Origin of the sequence: Glycomyces mayteni (assembly GCF_042428885.1) — a bacterium.
GTDB lineage: Bacteria > Actinomycetota > Actinomycetes > Mycobacteriales > Micromonosporaceae > Glycomyces > Glycomyces mayteni.
In genome coordinates this window covers 304145-322365 of record NZ_JBHMBP010000001.1, presented here as the reverse complement: position 1 = coordinate 322365, position 18221 = coordinate 304145, and the positions used below count along the sequence as shown (strand labels likewise).

At 70.5% G+C, this 18221-nt stretch carries 16 protein-coding genes, 2 tRNA genes, 1 other RNA gene and 1 pseudogene; 13 read left to right on the top strand and 7 right to left on the bottom strand.

The genetic code is table 11. From position 1 onward, the window contains the following. Nucleotides 1-15 precede the first annotated feature (15 nt). Genes hemC through hemB form a run of 3 tightly spaced genes read left to right on the top strand, consistent with a single transcriptional unit; the run spans nucleotide 16 to nucleotide 3580 of the window. Nucleotides 16-948 (top strand): hydroxymethylbilane synthase, encoded by a 933-nt coding sequence (hemC, locus tag ACFFXY_RS01525; protein ID WP_382345190.1) that lies wholly within the window; start codon nucleotides 16-18, stop codon nucleotides 946-948. 32 nt (nucleotides 949-980) lie between these two features. After that, nucleotides 981-2561, top strand: a complete 1581-nt coding sequence (locus tag ACFFXY_RS01520) for a bifunctional uroporphyrinogen-III C-methyltransferase/uroporphyrinogen-III synthase (protein WP_382345188.1) — start codon at nucleotides 981-983, stop codon at nucleotides 2559-2561. 23 nt (nucleotides 2562-2584) lie between these two features. After that, nucleotides 2585-3580: a porphobilinogen synthase gene (gene hemB / locus ACFFXY_RS01515; RefSeq protein ID WP_382345186.1), complete on the top strand. Its 996-nt coding sequence runs from the start codon at nucleotides 2585-2587 to the stop codon at nucleotides 3578-3580. Here hemB and ACFFXY_RS01510 read toward each other — a convergent pair. The 3 genes from ACFFXY_RS01510 to ACFFXY_RS01500 all read right to left on the bottom strand — a co-directional run bounded on the left by ACFFXY_RS01510 (nucleotide 3577) and on the right by ACFFXY_RS01500 (nucleotide 5310). Next, nucleotides 3577-3972, bottom strand: a complete 396-nt coding sequence (locus ACFFXY_RS01510) for a type II toxin-antitoxin system VapC family toxin (protein ID WP_382345184.1) — start codon at nucleotides 3970-3972, stop codon at nucleotides 3577-3579. The two genes, hemB and ACFFXY_RS01510, sit on opposite strands and share 4 nt — an antisense overlap. Next, nucleotides 3969-4205 carry a FitA-like ribbon-helix-helix domain-containing protein gene (locus ACFFXY_RS01505; protein WP_382345182.1) on the bottom strand — a complete coding sequence of 79 codons (237 nt, stop codon included), beginning with the start codon at nucleotides 4203-4205 and terminating at the stop codon, nucleotides 3969-3971. The genes ACFFXY_RS01510 and ACFFXY_RS01505 overlap by 4 nt, the downstream gene beginning before the upstream one ends. Before the next feature lie 67 nt (nucleotides 4206-4272). After that, nucleotides 4273-5310, bottom strand: coding sequence for a UDP-N-acetylmuramate dehydrogenase (locus ACFFXY_RS01500; protein ID WP_382345179.1), 1038 nt, complete (start codon nucleotides 5308-5310; stop codon nucleotides 4273-4275). A 47-nt stretch (nucleotides 5311-5357) separates the two neighbouring features. Here ACFFXY_RS01500 and ACFFXY_RS01495 point away from each other — a divergent pair, with 47 nt between their 5' ends. The 8 genes and pseudogenes from ACFFXY_RS01495 to ACFFXY_RS01460 all read left to right on the top strand — a co-directional run. Beyond that, nucleotides 5358-5816: a hypothetical protein gene (locus tag ACFFXY_RS01495; protein WP_382345177.1), complete on the top strand. Its 459-nt coding sequence runs from the start codon at nucleotides 5358-5360 to the stop codon at nucleotides 5814-5816. Further along, nucleotides 5762-6103, top strand: a complete 342-nt coding sequence (locus ACFFXY_RS01490) for a hypothetical protein (protein ID WP_382345175.1) — start codon at nucleotides 5762-5764, stop codon at nucleotides 6101-6103. The genes ACFFXY_RS01495 and ACFFXY_RS01490 overlap by 55 nt, the downstream gene beginning before the upstream one ends. A 226-nt stretch (nucleotides 6104-6329) precedes the next feature. Next, nucleotides 6330-7424, top strand: coding sequence for an ABC transporter ATP-binding protein (locus ACFFXY_RS01485; RefSeq protein WP_382345173.1), 1095 nt, complete (start codon nucleotides 6330-6332; stop codon nucleotides 7422-7424). A 113-nt stretch (nucleotides 7425-7537) separates the two neighbouring features. Then, complete coding sequence (gene amrS, locus ACFFXY_RS01480; RefSeq protein ID WP_382345171.1) at nucleotides 7538-8668, top strand: AmmeMemoRadiSam system radical SAM enzyme; 1131 nt, start codon at nucleotides 7538-7540, stop codon at nucleotides 8666-8668. A gap of 21 nt (nucleotides 8669-8689) precedes the next feature. Continuing rightward, the gene (gene amrB / locus ACFFXY_RS01475; RefSeq protein WP_382345169.1) at nucleotides 8690-9490 is read left to right on the top strand and encodes an AmmeMemoRadiSam system protein B; all 801 of its coding nucleotides are present in this window, start codon (nucleotides 8690-8692) and stop codon (nucleotides 9488-9490) included. Nucleotides 9491-9607: 117 nt separating this feature from the next. After that, complete coding sequence (gene lysS / locus ACFFXY_RS01470) at nucleotides 9608-11062, top strand: lysine--tRNA ligase (RefSeq protein WP_382347325.1); 1455 nt, start codon at nucleotides 9608-9610, stop codon at nucleotides 11060-11062. 264 nt (nucleotides 11063-11326) lie between these two features. Then, nucleotides 11327-11686, top strand: a complete 360-nt coding sequence (locus tag ACFFXY_RS01465) for a histone-like nucleoid-structuring protein Lsr2 (protein ID WP_359945590.1) — start codon at nucleotides 11327-11329, stop codon at nucleotides 11684-11686. A 284-nt stretch (nucleotides 11687-11970) separates the two neighbouring features. Continuing rightward, nucleotides 11971-14481: pseudogene (locus ACFFXY_RS01460) on the top strand (ATP-dependent Clp protease ATP-binding subunit); the annotation flags it as partial. 162 nt (nucleotides 14482-14643) lie between these two features. Here the strand turns inward: ACFFXY_RS01460 and ACFFXY_RS01455 are convergent. Both ACFFXY_RS01455 and ACFFXY_RS01450 read right to left on the bottom strand, forming a co-directional pair. Further along, nucleotides 14644-15735: a hypothetical protein gene (locus ACFFXY_RS01455; protein WP_382345167.1), complete on the bottom strand. Its 1092-nt coding sequence runs from the start codon at nucleotides 15733-15735 to the stop codon at nucleotides 14644-14646. A 170-nt stretch (nucleotides 15736-15905) separates the two neighbouring features. Then, a tRNA-Ser gene (locus ACFFXY_RS01450) sits at nucleotides 15906-15993 on the bottom strand. A 125-nt stretch (nucleotides 15994-16118) separates the two neighbouring features. Here ACFFXY_RS01450 and ffs point away from each other — a divergent pair. Together ffs and ACFFXY_RS01440 are read left to right on the top strand one after the other, a co-directional pair. Then, an RNA gene (gene ffs, locus ACFFXY_RS01445) (signal recognition particle sRNA small type) lies at nucleotides 16119-16212 on the top strand. Beyond that, nucleotides 16211-16283, top strand: a tRNA-Thr gene (locus ACFFXY_RS01440). Before ffs ends, ACFFXY_RS01440 begins: the two co-directional genes overlap by 2 nt. A gap of 49 nt (nucleotides 16284-16332) precedes the next feature. On the opposite strand, the gene ACFFXY_RS01435 is transcribed toward ACFFXY_RS01440, so the two are convergent. Next, nucleotides 16333-17475: a sensor histidine kinase gene (locus ACFFXY_RS01435; RefSeq protein ID WP_382345165.1), complete on the bottom strand. Its 1143-nt coding sequence runs from the start codon at nucleotides 17473-17475 to the stop codon at nucleotides 16333-16335. Next, entirely contained in the window at nucleotides 17472-18128 is a 657-nt protein-coding gene (locus tag ACFFXY_RS01430) for a response regulator transcription factor (RefSeq protein ID WP_382345163.1), read from the bottom strand. The genes ACFFXY_RS01435 and ACFFXY_RS01430 overlap by 4 nt, the downstream gene beginning before the upstream one ends. Nucleotides 18129-18221: the final 93 nt, after the last annotated feature.

The following is an 18221-nucleotide window of genomic DNA, read 5'->3' as shown; positions in this document are numbered from 1 at the left end:
AAGGGAAGCACGCCCGTGATCCGAGTCGGGACCAGGGGATCGAAGCTCGCACTGGCGCAGAGCGGCATGGTCGCGGACGCGATCGGCCGCCTCACCGGCGAGCACGTCGAACTCGTGGAGATCAAGACCACAGGGGACGGGACCACGGTGCCCGTCGCGGAGCTCGGGGTCGGCGTCTTCGTCAACCAGCTCCGGGAGGCCCTGGAACGCGAGGAGATCGACATCGCGGTCCACTCGTACAAGGACCTGCCGACCGCGCAGCCCGAGCACCTCGTCATCGGCGTCCCGCCGCGCGAAGACCCGCGCGACGTCCTCGTCGCCTCCGACGGGCGCACCCTCTCCGACCTGGGCCCCGGCGCCCGCATCGGCACCGGCTCGCCCCGGCGCATCGCCCAGCTCAACGCCCTGGGGCGCGGCTTCGAGTGCGTGCCCATCCGCGGGAACGTCGACACCCGCATCGGCCGCGTCGGCAAGGACCTCGACGGGGTGATCCTCGCGGCCGCCGGCCTCAAGCGGGTCGGCCGCCAGGCCGAAGTGACGGAATACCTGGACCCGTTGGTGATGCTTCCCGCTCCCGCACAAGGTGCATTGGCGGTCGAATGCCGCAAAGCCGACATGACATCTGCGCTGATCTCGGCTAAGCTCAACGACCGGTACTCCCAGGCCGCCGTCGCCGCCGAGCGCGCGCTGCTGCAACGGCTCGAAGCCGGTTGCAGCGCTCCCGTCGCCTCGCTCGCCGACGTCGCCGAAGGCGCCGATCCCGGCGAAGTCGACCTGTATCTGCGCGGCGCCGTGGGCGCCGTCGACGGCTCCGTCATCGAACGGCTCTCGACCACCGCCGCGCTCGCCGACACCGGCGGCCCGGAGCTGGCCGAGCAGGCCGCGGCCGCGGGCAGGCGGCTCGCCGAGGAACTGCTCGACGCGGGTGCCGCACAACTGTTGAAGTAGACGTATCTCAGACGATTGCTGATGGAGAGAACATGACCAGTGCCCGTAAGCCGGTGGGCCGCGTGCGTTTCGTCGGGACCGGCCCAGGCGACCCGGGACTGCTGACCAAGCGCGCCCTCGACGCGATCCGCGAGGCCGACCGCGTCTACTACGACCGGTCGCTGCCGCAGTCGCTCGTCGAGGCCGCCAAGGAGATCAACGGCGACGACGCCAAGCTCAAGCTGATCGAGTCCTCCCCGTCCGACCAGGGCAAGCTCATGGCCGCCGCCGCGCGCGAAGGCGAGAACATCGCCCGCCTCATCGTCGGCGACGCCTACCCCAACCGCCTCGCCAAGGCCGAGATCAAGGCCGCCTCGGCCGAGCAGGCCCGCTTCGAGGTCATCCCGGGCATGAGCCACGCGCAGGCCGTCGCGGTGTACGCGGGCATGCCCCCCGGGGAGATCCGCACCGTCATCGACATCGACGACATCGCCTCCGTCGAGCCGCTCGTCATCGCCGACGCCATCAAGCGCGGCTCGCTCACCGTCACCGCCGACGTCTCCGACCTCTCCTCCCTGCGGGACATCCTCCTCGCGGGCGGCGTCTCCGGCGAGACCGCCGTGGCCGTCACCGGCGACGCGACCGGCGAGACCGAGTACACCACCACCTCCTCCGTGGACACGTTCGTGGAGGCCGCTCTCGGCTACGCCGGGCAGGTCGTGCTCACCATCGGCCCCGGCGTCGACGACCGCCACGAGCTCGCGTGGTGGGAGGGGCGCCCGCTGTACGGCTGGAAGGTCCTCATCCCGCGCACCAAGGAGCAGGCCGGCGTCATGTCCGAGCGCCTGCGCGCCTACGGCGCCATCCCGTGCGAGGTCCCGACCATCGCCGTCGAGCCGCCCCGCACGCCCGCCCAGATGGAGCGGGCCATCAAGGGCCTCGTCGACGGCCGCTACGCGTGGATCGTCTTCACCAGCCAGAACTCCGTGAAGGCCATCTGGGAGAAGTTCAAGGAGCACGGCCTCGACGCCCGCGCCTTCGGCGGCCTGCGCATCGCCTGCATCGGCGAGGCCACCGCGAACGCTGTGCGCGAGTTCGGCATCGAGCCCGAGCTCCTGCCGACCGGGCAGCAGTCCTCGGAGGGCCTCCTGGAGGTCTTCCCGCCGCACGACCCGATCCTCGACATGGTCGGCCGGGTGCTCCTGCCCCGCGCCGACATCGCCACCGAGACGCTCGTCCAGGGCCTCTCGGAGCGCGGCTGGGAGGTCGACGACGTCACCGCCTACCGCACCGTGCGCGCCTCGCCGCCCGCCGCGGACATCCGCGACGCCATCAAGTCCGGCGGCTTCGACGCGGTCCTGTTCACCTCGTCCTCCACGGTGCGCAACCTGGTGGGCATCGCCGGGAAGCCGCACCAGCGCACCGTCGTCGCGTGCATCGGCCCGGCCACCTCGGACACCGCGACCGAGTTCGGCCTGCGCGTGGACGCCAAGCCCGAGAACGCCTCGGTGCCCGACCTCATCGAGGCGCTCGCCGAGTACGCCACGGAGCTCAAGCAGCGCCTGGCCGAGGGCCCGATCAAGACCCGCCGCGGCCAGAAGGTCCAGGGCCCCACGGCCCTGAGGTTCCGCTAGAGAGTCGTCAAACGAGAAGGGAAGTGGCCGCAGTGCCGCACAGCTCCGAATACCCCGTCATCCGGCCCCGGAGGCTGCGCCGCACTGCGGCCCTTCGCCGTCTCGTCGCCGAGACCCGCGTCCATCCGAACGAACTCGTGCTCCCCGTCTTCGTCAAAGAGGGCCTCCACGAGCCCGTCGAGATCGCGACGATGCCCGGCGTCTACCAGCACACCGTCGACTCCGTGCGCAAGCTCGCCGTCGAGGCCGCGCGCGCCGGGCTCGGCGGGCTCATGCCCTTCGGCGTCCCCGCCGTGCGCGACGCCGTCGGCTCCGCCGCGACCGACCCCGACGGCATCCTCAACCGCACCACCCGCGCGATCCGCGAGGAGATCGGCGACGACCTCGTCGTCATCCCCGACCTGTGCCTGGACGAGTTCACCGACCACGGCCACTGCGGCGTCCTGCGCGAGGACGGCTCGGTCGACAACGACGCCACTCTCGACCGCTACGCCGAGATGGGCCTCGCCCTCGCCGAGTCCGGCGCCGACCTCCTCGGCGCCTCCGGCATGATGGACGGCCAGATCGGCTTCGTGCGCACCGCCCTCGACGCGGCCGGGCACACCGACACGGGCCTGCTCGCCTACGCCGCCAAGTACGCCAGCGCCTTCTACGGCCCGTTCCGCGAGGCCGTCGAGTCCCAGCTCCAAGGGGACCGCCGCACCTACCAGCAGGACACCGCGAACGCCACCGAAGCGCTCCTGGAGATCGACCTCGACATCGAGCAGGGCGCCGACATCGTCATGGTCAAGCCCGCCCTCCCGTACCTCGACGTGGTCCGGGCCGCCGCCGAACGGTCTCCCGTTCCCGTCGCGGCCTACCACATCTCCGGCGAGTACGCCCAGCTCGTGGCCGCCGCCGAACGCGGCTGGATCGACCGCGACGCCGCCATCCTCGAATCGCTCACCTCGATCAAGCGCGCGGGCGCGAGGATCATCGCCACCTACACGGCCCTGGAGGCGGCGGCCCTCCTCCGCTAGTCCCGGAGGTTGCGGACCTCGCATCGGATGTCGGGGGTTCCGGCGAACTTCTTGTCCAGCGTGATCAGAGGGACGTCCAGGTATTCTGCGAGCGCAGCGAAGGCCGCGTCGTAGGGCCACATGTTGTTGCGCAGCTCCCAGACGCGGCGCATCAGCGGCGCGTGGTCGAATCGGCGAAGGTCCATGCGGTCGAGCAGATCGATCGCATCTGCGGCGATGCCCGCGTGGAGCTTGCCACCGAGAACCATGCCGCGAAACACCGACGCGCATTCGAGATCGACCGCGTGCGGCGCGGCGATCGGGTTTCCTGAGACCGCTTGTCGGACCCGGAGGCCGGCTTTGTCGCGAACAAGCAGGAACTCGACCATTGCCGAGGTGTCGAGGACGATCACCGCCGGGCCTGCCGCATCTCCTCTATCGCATCGAGAACGTCGTCAGTCGTCACGTTGGCCCGAGCGGCAAGCCGGTCGGCCTCCCGCGCCGCTTGTTCGATGCTGAGCGCGTTCGCCTCGCGCTCAAGCAGATCGCGCACATACGCCTGGAGCGACTGCCGCTTGGCGGCAGCGCGGACTCGGAGGATGGACAGCGCGTCCTCCGAAACGTCGCGAACACTAAGAGTCGTCATGAATGCAGTATAGCAAGTATGAATGCAAAGTACATTCATATTGTGAAGCGGACGGGACTGGCGAAGGCTAGAGCGCCATCACCGGCTCGGGGTGGAGGCGGACTCCGAACTTTGCATCGACGGCGTCGGCGACTTCGGCGGCGAGGGCGAGGAGTTCGGCCGTCGTGGCGCCGCCTCGGTTGGTCAGGGCGAGGGTGTGCTTGGTGGAGAGGCCGACGTTGCCTCTGCGGTGGCCCTTCTCGAAGCCTGCGGCGCCGATGAGCCAGGCGGCGGAGAGCTTGACCTGGCCGTCGTCGGTCTTCCAGTGCGGGGGCTCGCCTCCGGCGCGGGCGGCGATGTCGTGGAGGACGTGGGGGCCGACGATGGGGTTGGTGAAGAAGGAGCCGGCGCTCCAGGTGTCGTGGTCGGCCTCGTCGAGGACCATGCCCTTGCCGCGGCGCAGTTCGAGGACCGCGGCGCGGGCCTCGGCGAGGGGGGCGCGGTCGCCGATGGCGACGGCGAGGCGCTTGGCGAGCTCGGCGTAGGCGACCGGCTGCGACAGCGCCGAGGGCTCCAGGGCGAAGTCGACGCTCATGACGAAGTAGCGGTCGTTGTTCTTGAAGGCGCTCTGGCGGTAGGCGAACCCGCATTCGACCGGGGTCCAGTCGCGGATCTCGTCCTTCTCGCGGTCCCAGACGCGCACCGACTCGATGGTCTGGGCGACCTCCTGGCCGTAGGCGCCGACGTTCTGGATGGGGGTCGCCCCGACCGAGCCGGGGATGCCGCTGAGGCACTCCACGCCCGAGCGCTCATGGGCGACGGTCCACGCGACGAAGTCGTCCCACACCTGGCCGGCCTGGACCCGCACGGTCCGATCGCCGCGCTCCTCGACGCCGCCGCCGCGCAGCACCACGACCGTGCCGTCGAAGCCCTCGTCGCCGATGACGACGTTGCTCCCCCCGGCGAGGACCAGCGTCGGGCCCTGCGCCGCGCGCAGGACTTCGACCGCCTCCTCCGAGGAGGCGACCTCGACCAGGTCGCGGGCGGGGCCGCCCAGGCGCAGGGTCGTGTACGCGCCGAGGAGATTCCGGTCGGCGGCGTGAGGCGTTGGACTGGCGTGTGTCACGCCCGAAAGCCTAGACTTTTCGCAGGCTACGAGGAACGGCGGTCACCATGGCTAAGCTGCGCATCACCGACTACCTCACCGAACTGAAGACCGAGGCCGCGGGCCTGAGGTCGGTCTGCGAGCCCGGGATGCTCGACCGGGTGGCGCCCTCGCGCCCGGACACGACCGTGGCCGGGATCCTCCTGGACCTCGTGCGCCTCTACCGGTGGACCGTGGACGCCCTGTTCGCGCCGCCCTCGGAGGACCGCGACGTCCCCGAGCCGCCCCGGCCCCAGGCCGCGGGGACCGCCGTCCTGGACCTGTTCGACCAGTCGCTCGCCGCCGTCCTCGACGCCGTGGAGGCCCGCGGGCCCGAGTCGCCCGCGTGGACGTGGGCGCCCGTGGAGTGGCGGGCCGAGTTCTGCACCGGCGCGCCACCGTCGCGACCGGGCTGGCCCGGTGGGACCTCCAGATGGCCGTCGGGGCGACCGCGCCCGTGCAGGTGGCGCTCGCGGCGGACGCGGTGACCGAGGCGTTCGAGGCGTTCATCCCCGTCGGCGCCCGCCGGGGCGCGCACCCCGACGCGAGCGGGCTCGTGCAGCTGTTCGCGCAGGACGCCGACTCGACGTGGTTCGTGCGCCTGCGCGAGGGCCGGGTCGCGCTGCTGGACCAGCCGGACGCGCGCACCGAGCTCCAGGCCCGCGCGGCGGGCTCGGCCTCGGACATCGCGCTGGCCCTGTGGGGGCGGCTGCCGTTCGGGATCTGCGACGTCGTGGGGGACGAGCGGCTGCTCCAGGCGCTGCGCGTGGAGTAGCCCGGGCCGGGTAACGGTTCGGTAAAGCACACCGATAAACCGGACAAACGTTCGGAGCCCACTTGGCAAAGGCATTCACCCGAGGCTAGGCTCACACCACGCTCCGCGGTGCTCGCACCGCGCTGCGCGCGTCCCAGCGCGGGGACCTGGTGTTCCCGCCCTGCGGCGGACAACCGCCTTTTACCACGGATCGTCTGGCACGTGCCTGCCAGTGAAAGGGAACATCATGGCCACAGTGACGTACGCGGGCGCCACCCGCATCTACCCGGGCACCGAGAAGCCCGCGGTGGACAAGCTGAACATCGAGATCCAGGACGGCGAATTCCTCGTCCTCGTCGGCCCCTCGGGCTGCGGGAAGTCCACCTCCCTCCGGATGCTCGCCGGCCTCGAAGAGGTCGACGAGGGCTCGATCTTCATCAACGACACCGACGTGTCGAACCTCCCCCCGAAGTCCCGCGACATCGCGATGGTCTTCCAGAACTACGCGCTCTACCCACACATGTCCGTCTTCGACAACATGGCGTTCGCGCTCAAGCTGCGCCGCATGCCGAAGGCCGAGATCAAGCAGCGCGTGGAAGAGGCCGCGAAGCTCCTCGACCTCTCCGACTACCTCGGCCGCAAGCCGAAGGCCCTCTCCGGCGGCCAGCGCCAGCGCGTCGCCATGGGCCGCGCGATCGTGCGCGAGCCGCAGGTGTTCCTCATGGACGAGCCGCTCTCGAACCTGGACGCGAAGCTGCGCGTGCAGACCCGTTCGCAGATCGCCTCGCTCCAGAAGCGCCTGGGCATCACGACCGTGTACGTCACCCACGACCAGATCGAGGCCATGACCATGGGCCACCGGATCGCGGTCATGAAGGACGGCCTCCTCCAGCAGTGCGACACCCCGCGCACCCTGTACGAGAAGCCCGGCAACACCTTCGTCGCGGGCTTCATCGGCTCCCCGGCGATGAACCTCAAGACCGTGTCCCTGACTGAGGCCGGCGCCCTGTTCGGCGACGTGACCCTCCCGCTCTCGCGCGAGGTCCGCGACGCCGCGTCCGCCGAGGGCGGCGACCAGCAGGTCACCGTCGGCATCCGCCCCGAGCACTGCAAGCTCGGCACGGAGTCCTCGGGCGGCATCCCGATCGAGGTCGACCTCGTCGAGGAGCTCGGCTCCGAGGCGTACGTGTACGGCCACGCCGCCTACAACGGGGGCACCGAGCGCTTCGTCGTCCGCACCGAGTCGGTCAACGTCCCGCGCCTGGCCGAGACCGTGTACGTGGTGCCCGAGCCGGGCCACGAGCACGTCTTCCACGCCACCACGGGCGAGCGCCTCAACTAACCCGGTCGAGCGCCTGAACTGACGCTGTACGAAAGGGGGCCGCGCACTGGCTGCGCGGCCCTTTTTCGCTGCCCGTAACGCGAAGGCAACCCTCCGAGAGCTACCGTTGGGGCATGGCCGCCCTCACCCCCAGGCCGAGAGTGGAAGGCGCCGACGCGTTCACCGTCGGCACCGAGTTCCACCGCGCCCTGGACGACGGGCGCATCGAGTGCACCGTCTGCCCGCGGGCCTGCCGCCTGCGGGAGGGCCAGCGCGGGCTGTGCTTCGTGCGGGCCCGCATGGGCGACCAGATCGTCCTCACCTCCTACGGCCGCTCGTCCGGGTTCTGCATCGACCCCGTCGAGAAGAAGCCGCTCAACCACTTCCTGCCCGGCACGCCGGTCCTGTCGTTCGGCACGGCCGGGTGCAACCTCGCGTGCCGGTTCTGCCAGAACTGGGACATCTCCAAATCGCGTGAGATCGACACCCTCTCCTCGCAAGCGGATGCCGTGACGCTCGCCGCCACCGCGAAACGCCTGGGGTGCAACTCCATAGCGTTCACCTACAATGACCCGACGGTGTTCCTGGAGTACGCGGCCGACTGCGCCGACGCCGCCCGCGACGCGGGGCTGAAGGCGGTCGCGGTGTCGGCGGGGTACGTCAACGGCCCGGCCCGCCGGGAGCTGTACTCCCATATGGACGCCGCCAACATCGACCTGAAGGCCTTCACCGAGGACTTCTACAAGCGGATCGCCTTCGCGTCACTGAGGACGGTCCTGGACACACTCGAATACCTGGTGCACGAGACCGACGTGTGGACCGAGATCACGACGCTGCTGATCCCGGGCCGCAACGACTCGGACGCGGAGATCGCGGCCGAGTCGGCGTGGATCGCCGAGCACCTGGGCCCCGAAGTGCCCCTGCACTTCACGGCCTTCCACCCGGACTTCAAGATGCGGGACGTGCCGCCCACGCCCCCCGCGACCCTCCGCCGCGCGCGCCGCATCGCGCTCGACGCGGGCCTGCGGTACGTGTACACCGGCAACGTGCACGACCCGGAAGGGCAGACCACGGTCTGCCACGACTGTGGCGAAGCCCTCATAGTGCGTGATTGGTACCGGATTGACCGGTATGCAGTGTCGGATAGCGGACAGTGCGTACGTTGCGGGGCGCGCGTTCCCGGCATCTTCGAGGGACCGGCGGGAGACTGGGGTCCCAAGCGGCAACCGATCCGCATCGCCGCACCGTCAGTCAGTCAGCGATAACCCACCACCGGAAGACCTGCGATGCCTTCGACGAAATCCGAAACCGTGCGGCCCCCGGCCGTCGCCGGCCGCTTCTACCCGGCCGACCCCGGGCAGCTCCGCCGCGACGTCCAGCGCCTCATCGACGCGGCCGGGCCCGTGAGCGAACCGCTCGCGGCCGCCTACATCGTGCCCCACGCCGGATACCGCTACTCCGGGCCCGTCGCGGCCCACGCGTACGCGCGCCTGGCCGCTCACCGCGGCCGCGTCAAGCGCGTCGTCCTCGTCGGACCGTCCCACCACTACCCGCTGCGCGGCCACGCCGCCGCGCCCTACACCGCGTGGCAGACCCCGCTCGGGCAGGTCCGCGCCGCCGCCACGAACGTCGTCGGCTCCTCGCGCCTCCCGCACGAGGCCGAGCACTCGCTCGAAGTGCAGCTCCCGTTCCTCCAGGTCGCCCTCGGCGACGACATCGAGGTCACGCCCGTCGCCTGCGGCATGAGCCAGACCCCCGACACCGCGCGGATCATCGCCGCGCTCCTCGAAGAGGCCGGGGAGGACGCCGTCCTGGTCTGCTCCACCGACCTGTCCCACTACCACGACCTCGCCACGGCCCAGCGCATCGACGCCGCCACCGCCGAGGCGATCAAGAGCCTGCGGCCCCGCGAGATCGCCCCGCAGCACGCGTGCGGCGTGTTCGCGCTGCGCGGCACGCTCGCCTGGGCCGACGCCACCGGCCGCCGCCCGCGCCAGCTCGCGCTCGCGACCTCCGCGGACACGGCCGGCACGCCCGAGCGCGTCGTCGGCTACCCGGCGTTCGCGGTCGAGCGCCCCGCGCTGTGACCTGCGCTCGCGGGGGCGAAACTCGCACGACCGCCGCAAGGGGCGGCGTTTACCCTGTAAGACGTGACCGAGCACGAGCAAGACAGCACTGAGACCGGCGACGACCTTCCCGAGCAGATGAAGATCCGGCGCGAGAAGCGCGCCGCCCTCCTCGCGGAAGGCAAGGAGCCGTACGCGCTCGGCTACCCGCGCACGCACACGCTCGCGGAGCTCCGCGGGCTGTTCGACGGGCTGGCCGACGGCGAGTCCTCGGGAGTCACCGTCTCCACCACCGGACGGGTGATCTTCGTGCGCCTGGCCGGGAAGCTCGCCTTCGCGCGGCTGCGCGACGGCGACGGCACCGAGTTCCAGGTGATGCTCTCCCAGGGGAAGGTCGGCGAGGAGGCCCTCGCCGAGTGGAAGCGCCTCGCCGACATCGGCGACCACATCGGCGTCACTGGCGAGGTCGTCTCGTCCAAGCGCGGCGAGCTGTCGGTCATGGCCGACTCGTTCCAGATCACCGGCAAGGCCCTGCGCCCGCTCCCGGTGGCGCACAAGGCCCTCGCCGAGGAGACACGGGTGCGCCAGCGCTACGTCGACCTCATCGTGCGGCCCGAGGCGCGCGCGAACGCGCGCAACCGCTCCAAGGTCGTCAAGTCCCTGCGCGAGCAGCTCGACGGGGAGGGCTTCATCGAGGTCGAGACCCCGATGATGCAGGTCCAGCCGGGCGGGGCGACCGCGCGGCCGTTCGTGACGCACATGAACGCGTACGACATCGACCTGTACCTGCGGATCGCGCCCGAGCTCTATCTGAAAAGGTGCGTCGTCGGCGGCATCGACCGCGTATTCGAGATCAACCGCAACTTCCGGAACGAGGGCGCCGACTCGACGCATTCGCCGGAGTTCGCGATGCTGGAGGCCTATCGCTCGTACGGCGACTACCGCACGATCGGGGCCCTCACGAAGTCGCTCATTCAAGGCGCGGCGCGATCGGTCTTCGGGACCGAGACCGTCGAACTCGCGGACGGGTCGAGCTACGACTTCGGCGGGGATTGGGCGGAGATCACGCTCTTCGGGTCCCTGTCCGACGCACTCGGAGAAACCGTGACGGTCGACACGCCCTACGAGGAGCTGCGGGCGTACGCGGACAAAGTCGAACTCGGCGTCGACCCGAAGTGGGGCCCCGGGAAACTGGCCGAGGAATTGTTCGAGCACCTCGTGGTCGACGGCCTGCACGCGCCGACGTTCGTCTACGACTACCCCGAGGAGACGTCCCCGCTCGTGCGCGGCCACCGCACCACTCCGGGCCTCACCGAGAAATGGGACCTGTACGTGCGCGGCTTCGAGCTCGGCACCGGCTATTCCGAGCTCATCGACCCGGTGATCCAGCGCGAGCGCATGGAGGCCCAGGCCAGGCAGGCCGCGAAGGGCGACGACGAGGCCATGGGCGTCGACGAGGACTTCCTGCGGGCGATGGAGTACGGGATGCCGCCGCTGTGCGGCATGGGCATGGGAATCGACCGGCTCCTTATGGCCCTCACCGGACTCGGCGTGCGGGAGACCATCCTCTTCCCGCTGGTGAAACCCGAATAGCAAAGCAAAGGGACCGCATCGGGACCCGCGAAGCCGCTTGCGCGGCCGACTGCGGAGAATCCGATGCGGTCCCTTTTCGCCCACCCCCGGGTCCATTTCCCGATGATGTTTGCCGAGCGGTTTGCCACGCTGCGAGCGGCGCGGTAGCGATCCATTCACAAATCTTTCGCTCCACCCTCTTTCCTTTCTCTTAGGGACTCGTATATGCTCTGGCACTAGTAAGAGCAAAAGGCACTGTTGGGCCGGGTCCGAGGGGAATTTGCCATGGCGAAGAAGACACAGGTCATCCTGATCGACGATATCGACGGCAGCACCGCTGAGGAGACGGTCAAATTCGCCATCGACGGGCAGGCCTACGAGATCGACCTGTCGGCGTCGCACGCGAAAGAACTGCGCGACGCGCTGGAGAAATTCCAGGAGGCGGGCACCCGACTGGGCCGCTACACGCTCGGCACCCCGCGCGGGCCGGTCCGCGGCGCCGTCGCGCCCCCGCGCCGCCAGTCCGTGGACCGCGAGCAGAACAAGGCCATCCGCGAGTGGGCCTCCCGCTCCGGCAAGAACGTGTCGCCCCGGGGCCGCATTCCGGCCGCCATCGTCGAGGAATACAACGCCGCGCACAACTAGTAGTCCGGCGCCCGATCGCACCGCCCGCTTCCCCCGCCCGGGAAGCGGGCGTTTTCTCATGTCCCGCAGCAGTGCGGCCTCGCCATTGATTGGGACGCGGGGGCGCGGGTATTGCGCTCAGAGCGAACCTGTTATCACGGGGAATGGCTTAGGGTGCACGCTTGTTGTCACCCACGTGGCACCCGCCGTCCGCGGACCCGGGGGATAAGGTGTACCCACAGGGTTTTGCAAGCCACGACCAGTAACGACGACGAAGTAGCGGCGGACGCGAGGAGCAGAAGCGCATGTTTGAACGGTTTACGGACCGTGCCCGACGCGTGGTCGTCCTGGCTCAAGAAGAGGCCAGGATGCTCAACCACAACTACATCGGCACGGAGCACATCCTGCTCGGCCTCATCCACGAGGGCGAGGGCGTGGCGGCTAAGGCCCTGGAGAGCCTGGGGATCTCCCTGGAAGGCGTGCGCCAGCAGGTCGAGGAGATCATCGGCCAGGGGCAGCAGGCGCCCTCCGGGCACATCCCCTTCACCCCCCGGGCGAAGAAGGTCCTGGAGCTGAGCCTGCGCGAGGCGCTCCAGCTCGGCCACAACTACATCGGCACGGAGCACATCCTGCTGGGCCTGATCCGCGAGGGCGAGGGCGTCGCCGCCCAGGTCCTCATCAAGCTCGGCGCGGACCTCAACCGGGTCCGCCAGCAGGTCCTCCAGCTGCTCTCCGGCTACCAGGGCAAGGAGCCCGCGGGCGCGACCGCCGGCGGCACCTCCCAGGAGTCGCAGCAGTCCGGGTCGCTCGTGCTCGACCAGTTCGGCCGCAACCTGACCCAGGCCGCGCGCGACGGCAAGCTGGACCCGGTCATCGGGCGCCAGCGCGAGATCGAGCGCGTCATGCAGGTCCTGTCGCGGCGCACCAAGAACAACCCGGTGCTCATCGGCGAGCCCGGCGTCGGCAAGACCGCCGCCGTCGAGGGCCTCGCGCAGGCGATCACCAAGGGCGAGGTCCCCGAGACCCTCAAGGACAAGCAGCTGTACACGCTCGACCTCGGCGCGCTCGTCGCCGGGTCGCGGTACCGCGGCGACTTCGAGGAGCGGCTCAAGAAGGTCCTCAAGGAGATCAAGACCCGCGGCGACATCATCCTCTTCATCGACGAGATCCACACGCTCGTCGGCGCGGGGGCCGCCGAGGGCGCGATCGACGCGGCCTCGATCCTCAAGCCGATGCTCGCCCGCGGCGAGCTCCAGACCATCGGCGCGACCACGCTCGACGAGTACCGCAAGTACCTTGAGAAGGACGCCGCCCTGGAGCGGCGCTTCCAGCCGATCCAGGTGGCCGAGCCGTCGCTCGCGCACACCATCGAGATCCTCAAGGGCCTGCGCGACCGCTACGAGGCCCACCACCGCGTGTCCATCACGGACGGCGCCCTGGTGCAGGCCGCGACGCTCGCCGACCGCTACATCTCCGACCGGTTCCTGCCGGACAAGGCGATCGACCTCATCGACGAGGCGGGCGCGCGCATGCGCATCCGCCGGATGACCGCACCGCCGGACCTGCGCGAGATCGACGAGGAGATCGCCGAGACCCGCCGCCAGAAGGAGTCCGCTATCGACGCGCAGGACTTCGAGGCCGCCGCGCGCCTGCGCGACACCGAGAAGCGCCTGCACGAGAAGCGCGCCAAGCGCGAGCAGGAGTGGAAGGCCGGCGACCTCGACCAGGTCACCGAGGTCGACGAGGAGATGATCTCCGAGGTCCTCGCGAACTGGACGGGCATCCCCGTCTACAAGCTGACCGAGGAGGAGACCTCCCGCCTGCTCAAGATGGAGGACGAGCTCCACAAGCGGATCATCGGCCAGGAGGACGCCGTCAAGGCCGTCTCGAAGGCGATCCGCCGCACCCGCGCCGGGCTCAAGGACCCCAAGCGCCCGTCCGGCTCGTTCATCTTCGCCGGCCCGTCCGGTGTGGGTAAGACCGAGCTGGCGAAGGCCCTCGCGGAGTTCCTGTTCGGCTCGGAGGACTCGCTCATCCAGCTCGACATGTCCGAGTTCCACGACCGGTACACGGTGTCGCGCCTCGTCGGCGCGCCTCCCGGGTACGTCGGGTACGACGAGGGCGGCCAGCTCACCGAGAAGGTGCGCCGCAAGCCGTTCTCCGTGGTCCTGTTCGACGAGATCGAGAAGGCCCACCCGGACGTGTTCAACACGCTCCTCCAGATCCTGGAGGACGGCCGCCTCACCGACGGCCAGGGCCGCATCGTCGACTTCAAGAACACGGTGCTCATCCTGACCACGAACCTCGGCACGAGGGACGTCGGCAAGGCCGTGTCGCTGGGCTTCCAGGCCGACGCGTCCGAGGGCGGCGACTACGAGCGGATGAAGGAGAAGGTCAACGAGGAGCTGAAGAACCACTTCCGCCCCGAGTTCCTCAACCGCATCGACGACACGATCGTGTTCCCGAAGCACACGCAGGAGGCGATCGTCTCGATCGTCGACCTCATGGTCAAGCGCATCGAGGACCAGCTCGCCAACCGCGACATGGCCCTGGAGCTGACGGACAACGCGAAGCTGTACCTCGGGCACAAGGGCTACGACCCGGTGCTCGGCGCCCGGCCGCTGCGCCGCACGATCCAGCGCGAGATCGAGGACACGCTCTCGGAGAAGATCCTCTTCAACGAGTTCGTGCCCGGGCAGATCGTCATCGTCGACGTCGACGGCGACCCGAAGGACATCGAGAAGACGAACCTGACCTTCAGGGGCGCCGACAAGCCCGCGGGCATCCCGGACACGCCTCCGGCCGAACTGGCCGGCGAGCGCGCGCCGAAGAGCCCCGGGGCCGGAACCGGCACGATGCCGCCCAAGAGCCCCGGAGCGGGCCCGCGCGGCGGCATGGCCGGCGAGGGCGCTGGCTAAGCCTTTAGGCAGTGAAGCGGGGCGGGACCGAAAGGTCCCGCCCCGTTGCGCGTCCCGGGGCTACGCGCAGTCCCAGACGACCGCGTTGCGGACCGGCAGGCCCGCCTCGTCGGTCTCGATGTAGACGTCGCCGGCGATGAGCGCCCCGTCGGCGCTGATCTCCTCGGCGCTGTCGCCGCCCCACTCGGGCTCGGCCACGCCCGGCAGCTCCACGATCGCGTCGCCCGCCTGGTACGCGGCCTTGGTGACCTCGCCCGGGACGTACCCGGCGACGGTGCCGTCGGCGCTCACCGCGACCTCGTGGTCCAGTCCGGTCCGCTCCACGGTGCCCTCGGCGAGGTTCCAGCGGACCCCGGCGGGCGCGTCGCCGCCCCCGGCGACCCACAGCTGGCCCGAGGTCCAGTCGCCGTTCAGGTCCGTGGCGATCGCGAACACGCCCTCGGCGCCCTCGGGCACCGGCAGGGCCTCGCCCTCGCCCTCGGCCGTCCACGAGTAGGCCGTGGCGGTCCCGTTCTCGTCGTAGAACGCGCCCACGACCAGGCCGTCGTCCCCGATGTCGTGCGCGACGCCGCTCTTGGCGCCCTCCGGCAGCGGCAGCTCCACCGGGCCGGAGCCGTCGGCGGGCCACACGACCGGCACGCCGCCGTCGAAGGTCTGGCTCAGGCCCACGACGTCGCCGCCCTCGTTGATCCCCATCGCCCGGCCGCCGTCCTCGCCCACGGGCAGGGCGGTCAGCTCGCCGCCGCTCCACAGGTACGGCACGTCGCGCCCGTTCGACCCGGTCGCGTACCCGGCGGCCTCGGCGGCCGAGTTCGCGTCGTGCAGGCGCGGGTGGTCCCCGGGCATCGGCACGTCGGTCACCTCGCCGTCGCTGTACAGGCGCGGGAACGCCCCGAGCCCGTCGGGCCAGCTCTGGTCGAGCGGCAGCGCGTAGTACGCGATCACCGAGCCGTCGTCGCTCATTCCCGACACGCCCGTCGACACGAGCCCCTCGGGGATCGGCAGCGCCGTCCTCACGCACGCCTGCGCGTCCTGCGCGGCCTCCTCCGCGGACGCGAACTGCACGGCGAACACCGTCGCCCCCGCCGCGGCGGCCCCCGCGATCCCCGCGGCGATCAGCTTCTGTCCCCTGCGCCTTCGATTGGTCTGCATCACTGGTTCCCTGCCTCCTCGAATGGCCGCCGGACGGTGCGAGGCCCGGCGGCCGGTACCCCGAACAATCTGCTTCGGCGACCGCCGCTTTACAAGGCGAACCACCGGCGGTTCGGCGGCAGGAGTGACACGAGGGCATGAAAAAAGCCGGGTTCGGAAACCCGGCCGTTTGGCGGAGGATAGGGGATTCGAACCCCTGAGAGCTTTCACTCAACACGCTTTCCAAGCGTGCGCACTAGGCCACTATGCGAATCCTCCGCGGAGTACCTTACCCGACGCCGCGAACGCCCTCCAACCGGGTTGATCGAGGTGACCTGCGTTGCATCGGGGCCGCGGCGGCCGCTCCCGGTTCGGCGGGGCCGCGCGCGTGCGGTAGACTTTCGCCCGTCTCCCATGCGGCGTCATCTTGTGAACCTCCCCAGGGCCGGAAGGCAGCAAGGATAAGCGGGCTCTGGCGGGTGTGTGGGAGACCCAGGCCGCCTTAGCTCAGTCGGCAGAGCGATTCACTCGTAATGAATAGGTCGACGGTTCGATTCCGTCAGGCGGCTCAAGCAGAAAGACCCCGGTTCCCGCCGGGGTCTTTTCGCGTACTCGGGGTCAGGCAGCGGGGAGCGAGACCGTTACCACCAGGCCGCCTTCGGGGCGGGGGGTCGCGGTCGCCTCGCCTCCGTGGGCTTCGGCGACCGCGCGGACGATGGAGAGGCCGAGGCCGGCGCCTTTGGAGGCGGTGGCGAGGCGTTCGGTGCCGAGGCGGCGGAAGGGCTCGAAGAGGCCGGGGGCCTCGAAGGCGGCGATGAGGGGGCCGGAGTTGGCGACCTCGACGACGGCGCGGCCGTCGGCGGTGCGGGTGGCGACCGTGACCCAGCCGTCCTCGGGGAGGTTGTAGCGGACGGCGTTCTCGACGAGGTTCTGGACCATGCGTTCGAGGAGGACCGGTTCGCCGCGGGCGGGGGCCTCCTCGCAGTCGGCGGTGACCGCCAGGCCCGGGGCCGGGGTCTGGGCGACGACGTGGGCGGCGATGTCGGCCAGGTCGAGGTAGGAGCGCTCGCGCAGCTCCCGGTCGGAGCGCATGAGCAGCAGCAGGCCGTCGATGAGGCGCTCGTGGCGGGCGTTCACTTCGAGGAGGGTCTCGCCGAGCTGGCGCACGTCCGCGGAGGCGCCCTTGCGGTTGACGGCGACCTCCAGGAGCGCGCGGGTCACCGTCAAGGGCGTGCGGAGCTCGTGGGAGGCGTTGGAGATGAAGGAGCGCTGGCCGTCGAAGGAGTGGTCGAGGCGCTCCAGCATCCGGTTGAAGGTCTCGGCGAGCTCGCGCAGTTCGTCCTGGGGGCCTTCGATGTGGATGCGCTCGTGGAGGCCCTGCCCGGCGGCGGGGGCCTCGGCGATGCGGGCCGCGGTGTCGGTGACGCGGGAGAGCGGCCGGAGCATCCGCCCGGCGATGAGCCAGCCGAGCGCGATCGAGCCGATCGAGACCAGGCCGAGCGCGAGGGACCCCTGGGTGCTGATGGCCCCGAGGGCGTCGGCCCAGACGTCCTCGGTGAGGAGGATGCGGAACTGCTCCTGGGAGACCAAGGTCCCGCCCGAGCCGGGCGGCGGCGCGTCCTGGTAGGAGCCCTGGATCGTGCCCGGGTTCGGGGTCGAGTTCGCGACCAGGCTGTAGGTCAGGGCCAGGAGGAAGACGCCGCCGAGGACGAACAGGACGCCGTAGACGAGCGTGAGGCGGTTGCGCAGGGTGAGTGTCATCGGATGCGGTACCCCACTCCCGGTTCGGTGAGGACCACCGGCGGGTCCCCGAGTTTGCGGCGCAGCTTTAGGATCGTCATGCGCACGGCCTGCGTGAACGGGTCGGTGTGCTCGTCCCACGCCTTTTCGAGGAGCTGCTCGGCCGAGACCGGGGCGCCGTCGGCGCGCAGCAGCTCCGCGAGGACCGCGAACTCCTTGCGCGACAGCGGGACGTACCGGCCGCCGCGGAACACCTGGTGCAGGTGGACGTCCAGGGTGATGTCCGCGCGGGCCAGGACCGGCGGGGCGGCGCGGCGGGTGCGCCGGCCCAGGGCCGCCACCCGGGCGGCCAGCTCCCGGAACGCGAAGGGCTTGGGCAGGTAGTCGTCCGCGCCGAGGGACAGGCCCGTGACGCGGTCGTCGACGTCCGAAGCGGCCGTGAGCATCAGGATGCGCGTGTCGCCCCCCGCCGCGGCGATCTCGCGGCACACCTGGTCGCCGTGGACCACGGGCAGGTCCCGGTCGAGGACCACCACGTCGTACTCGTTGACGGCGAACCGCTCCAGGGCCGCGCCGCCGTCGGCCGCCACGTCCACGGCGTGCGCGTCGCCGCGCAGCCACTCCGCGACCGCGTCCGCCAGCAGCGGCTCGTCCTCCACCACCAGGATCCTCATGCCCCCATCTTGGCGCGTCCGGTGTTGCCGCGGCATTGCCGTTTCGGATTACGGCCGCGCAACGCCCCCTTCGCTGTACTGGCGGAGCGGCCG

Coding starts and splice junctions, on each gene's coding strand:
- ACFFXY_RS01495 (WP_382345177.1), top strand. CDS start 5,358: ATGGCTAAGCTGCGCATCACCGACTACCTCACCGAACTGAAGACCGAG.
- ACFFXY_RS01430 (WP_382345163.1), bottom strand. CDS start 18,128: ATGAGGATCCTGGTGGTGGAGGACGAGCCGCTGCTGGCGGACGCGGTC.
- amrS (WP_382345171.1), top strand. CDS start 7,538: ATGGCCGCCCTCACCCCCAGGCCGAGAGTGGAAGGCGCCGACGCGTTC.
- ACFFXY_RS01465 (WP_359945590.1), top strand. CDS start 11,327: ATGGCGAAGAAGACACAGGTCATCCTGATCGACGATATCGACGGCAGC.
- ACFFXY_RS01485 (WP_382345173.1), top strand. CDS start 6,330: ATGGCCACAGTGACGTACGCGGGCGCCACCCGCATCTACCCGGGCACC.
- ACFFXY_RS01490 (WP_382345175.1), top strand. CDS start 5,762: ATGGCCGTCGGGGCGACCGCGCCCGTGCAGGTGGCGCTCGCGGCGGAC.
- ACFFXY_RS01455 (WP_382345167.1), bottom strand. CDS start 15,735: ATGCAGACCAATCGAAGGCGCAGGGGACAGAAGCTGATCGCCGCGGGG.
- amrB (WP_382345169.1), top strand. CDS start 8,690: ATGCCTTCGACGAAATCCGAAACCGTGCGGCCCCCGGCCGTCGCCGGC.
- ACFFXY_RS01435 (WP_382345165.1), bottom strand. CDS start 17,475: ATGACACTCACCCTGCGCAACCGCCTCACGCTCGTCTACGGCGTCCTG.
- lysS (WP_382347325.1), top strand. CDS start 9,608: ATGAAGATCCGGCGCGAGAAGCGCGCCGCCCTCCTCGCGGAAGGCAAG.
- ACFFXY_RS01520 (WP_382345188.1), top strand. CDS start 981: ATGACCAGTGCCCGTAAGCCGGTGGGCCGCGTGCGTTTCGTCGGGACC.
- ACFFXY_RS01505 (WP_382345182.1), bottom strand. CDS start 4,205: ATGACGACTCTTAGTGTTCGCGACGTTTCGGAGGACGCGCTGTCCATC.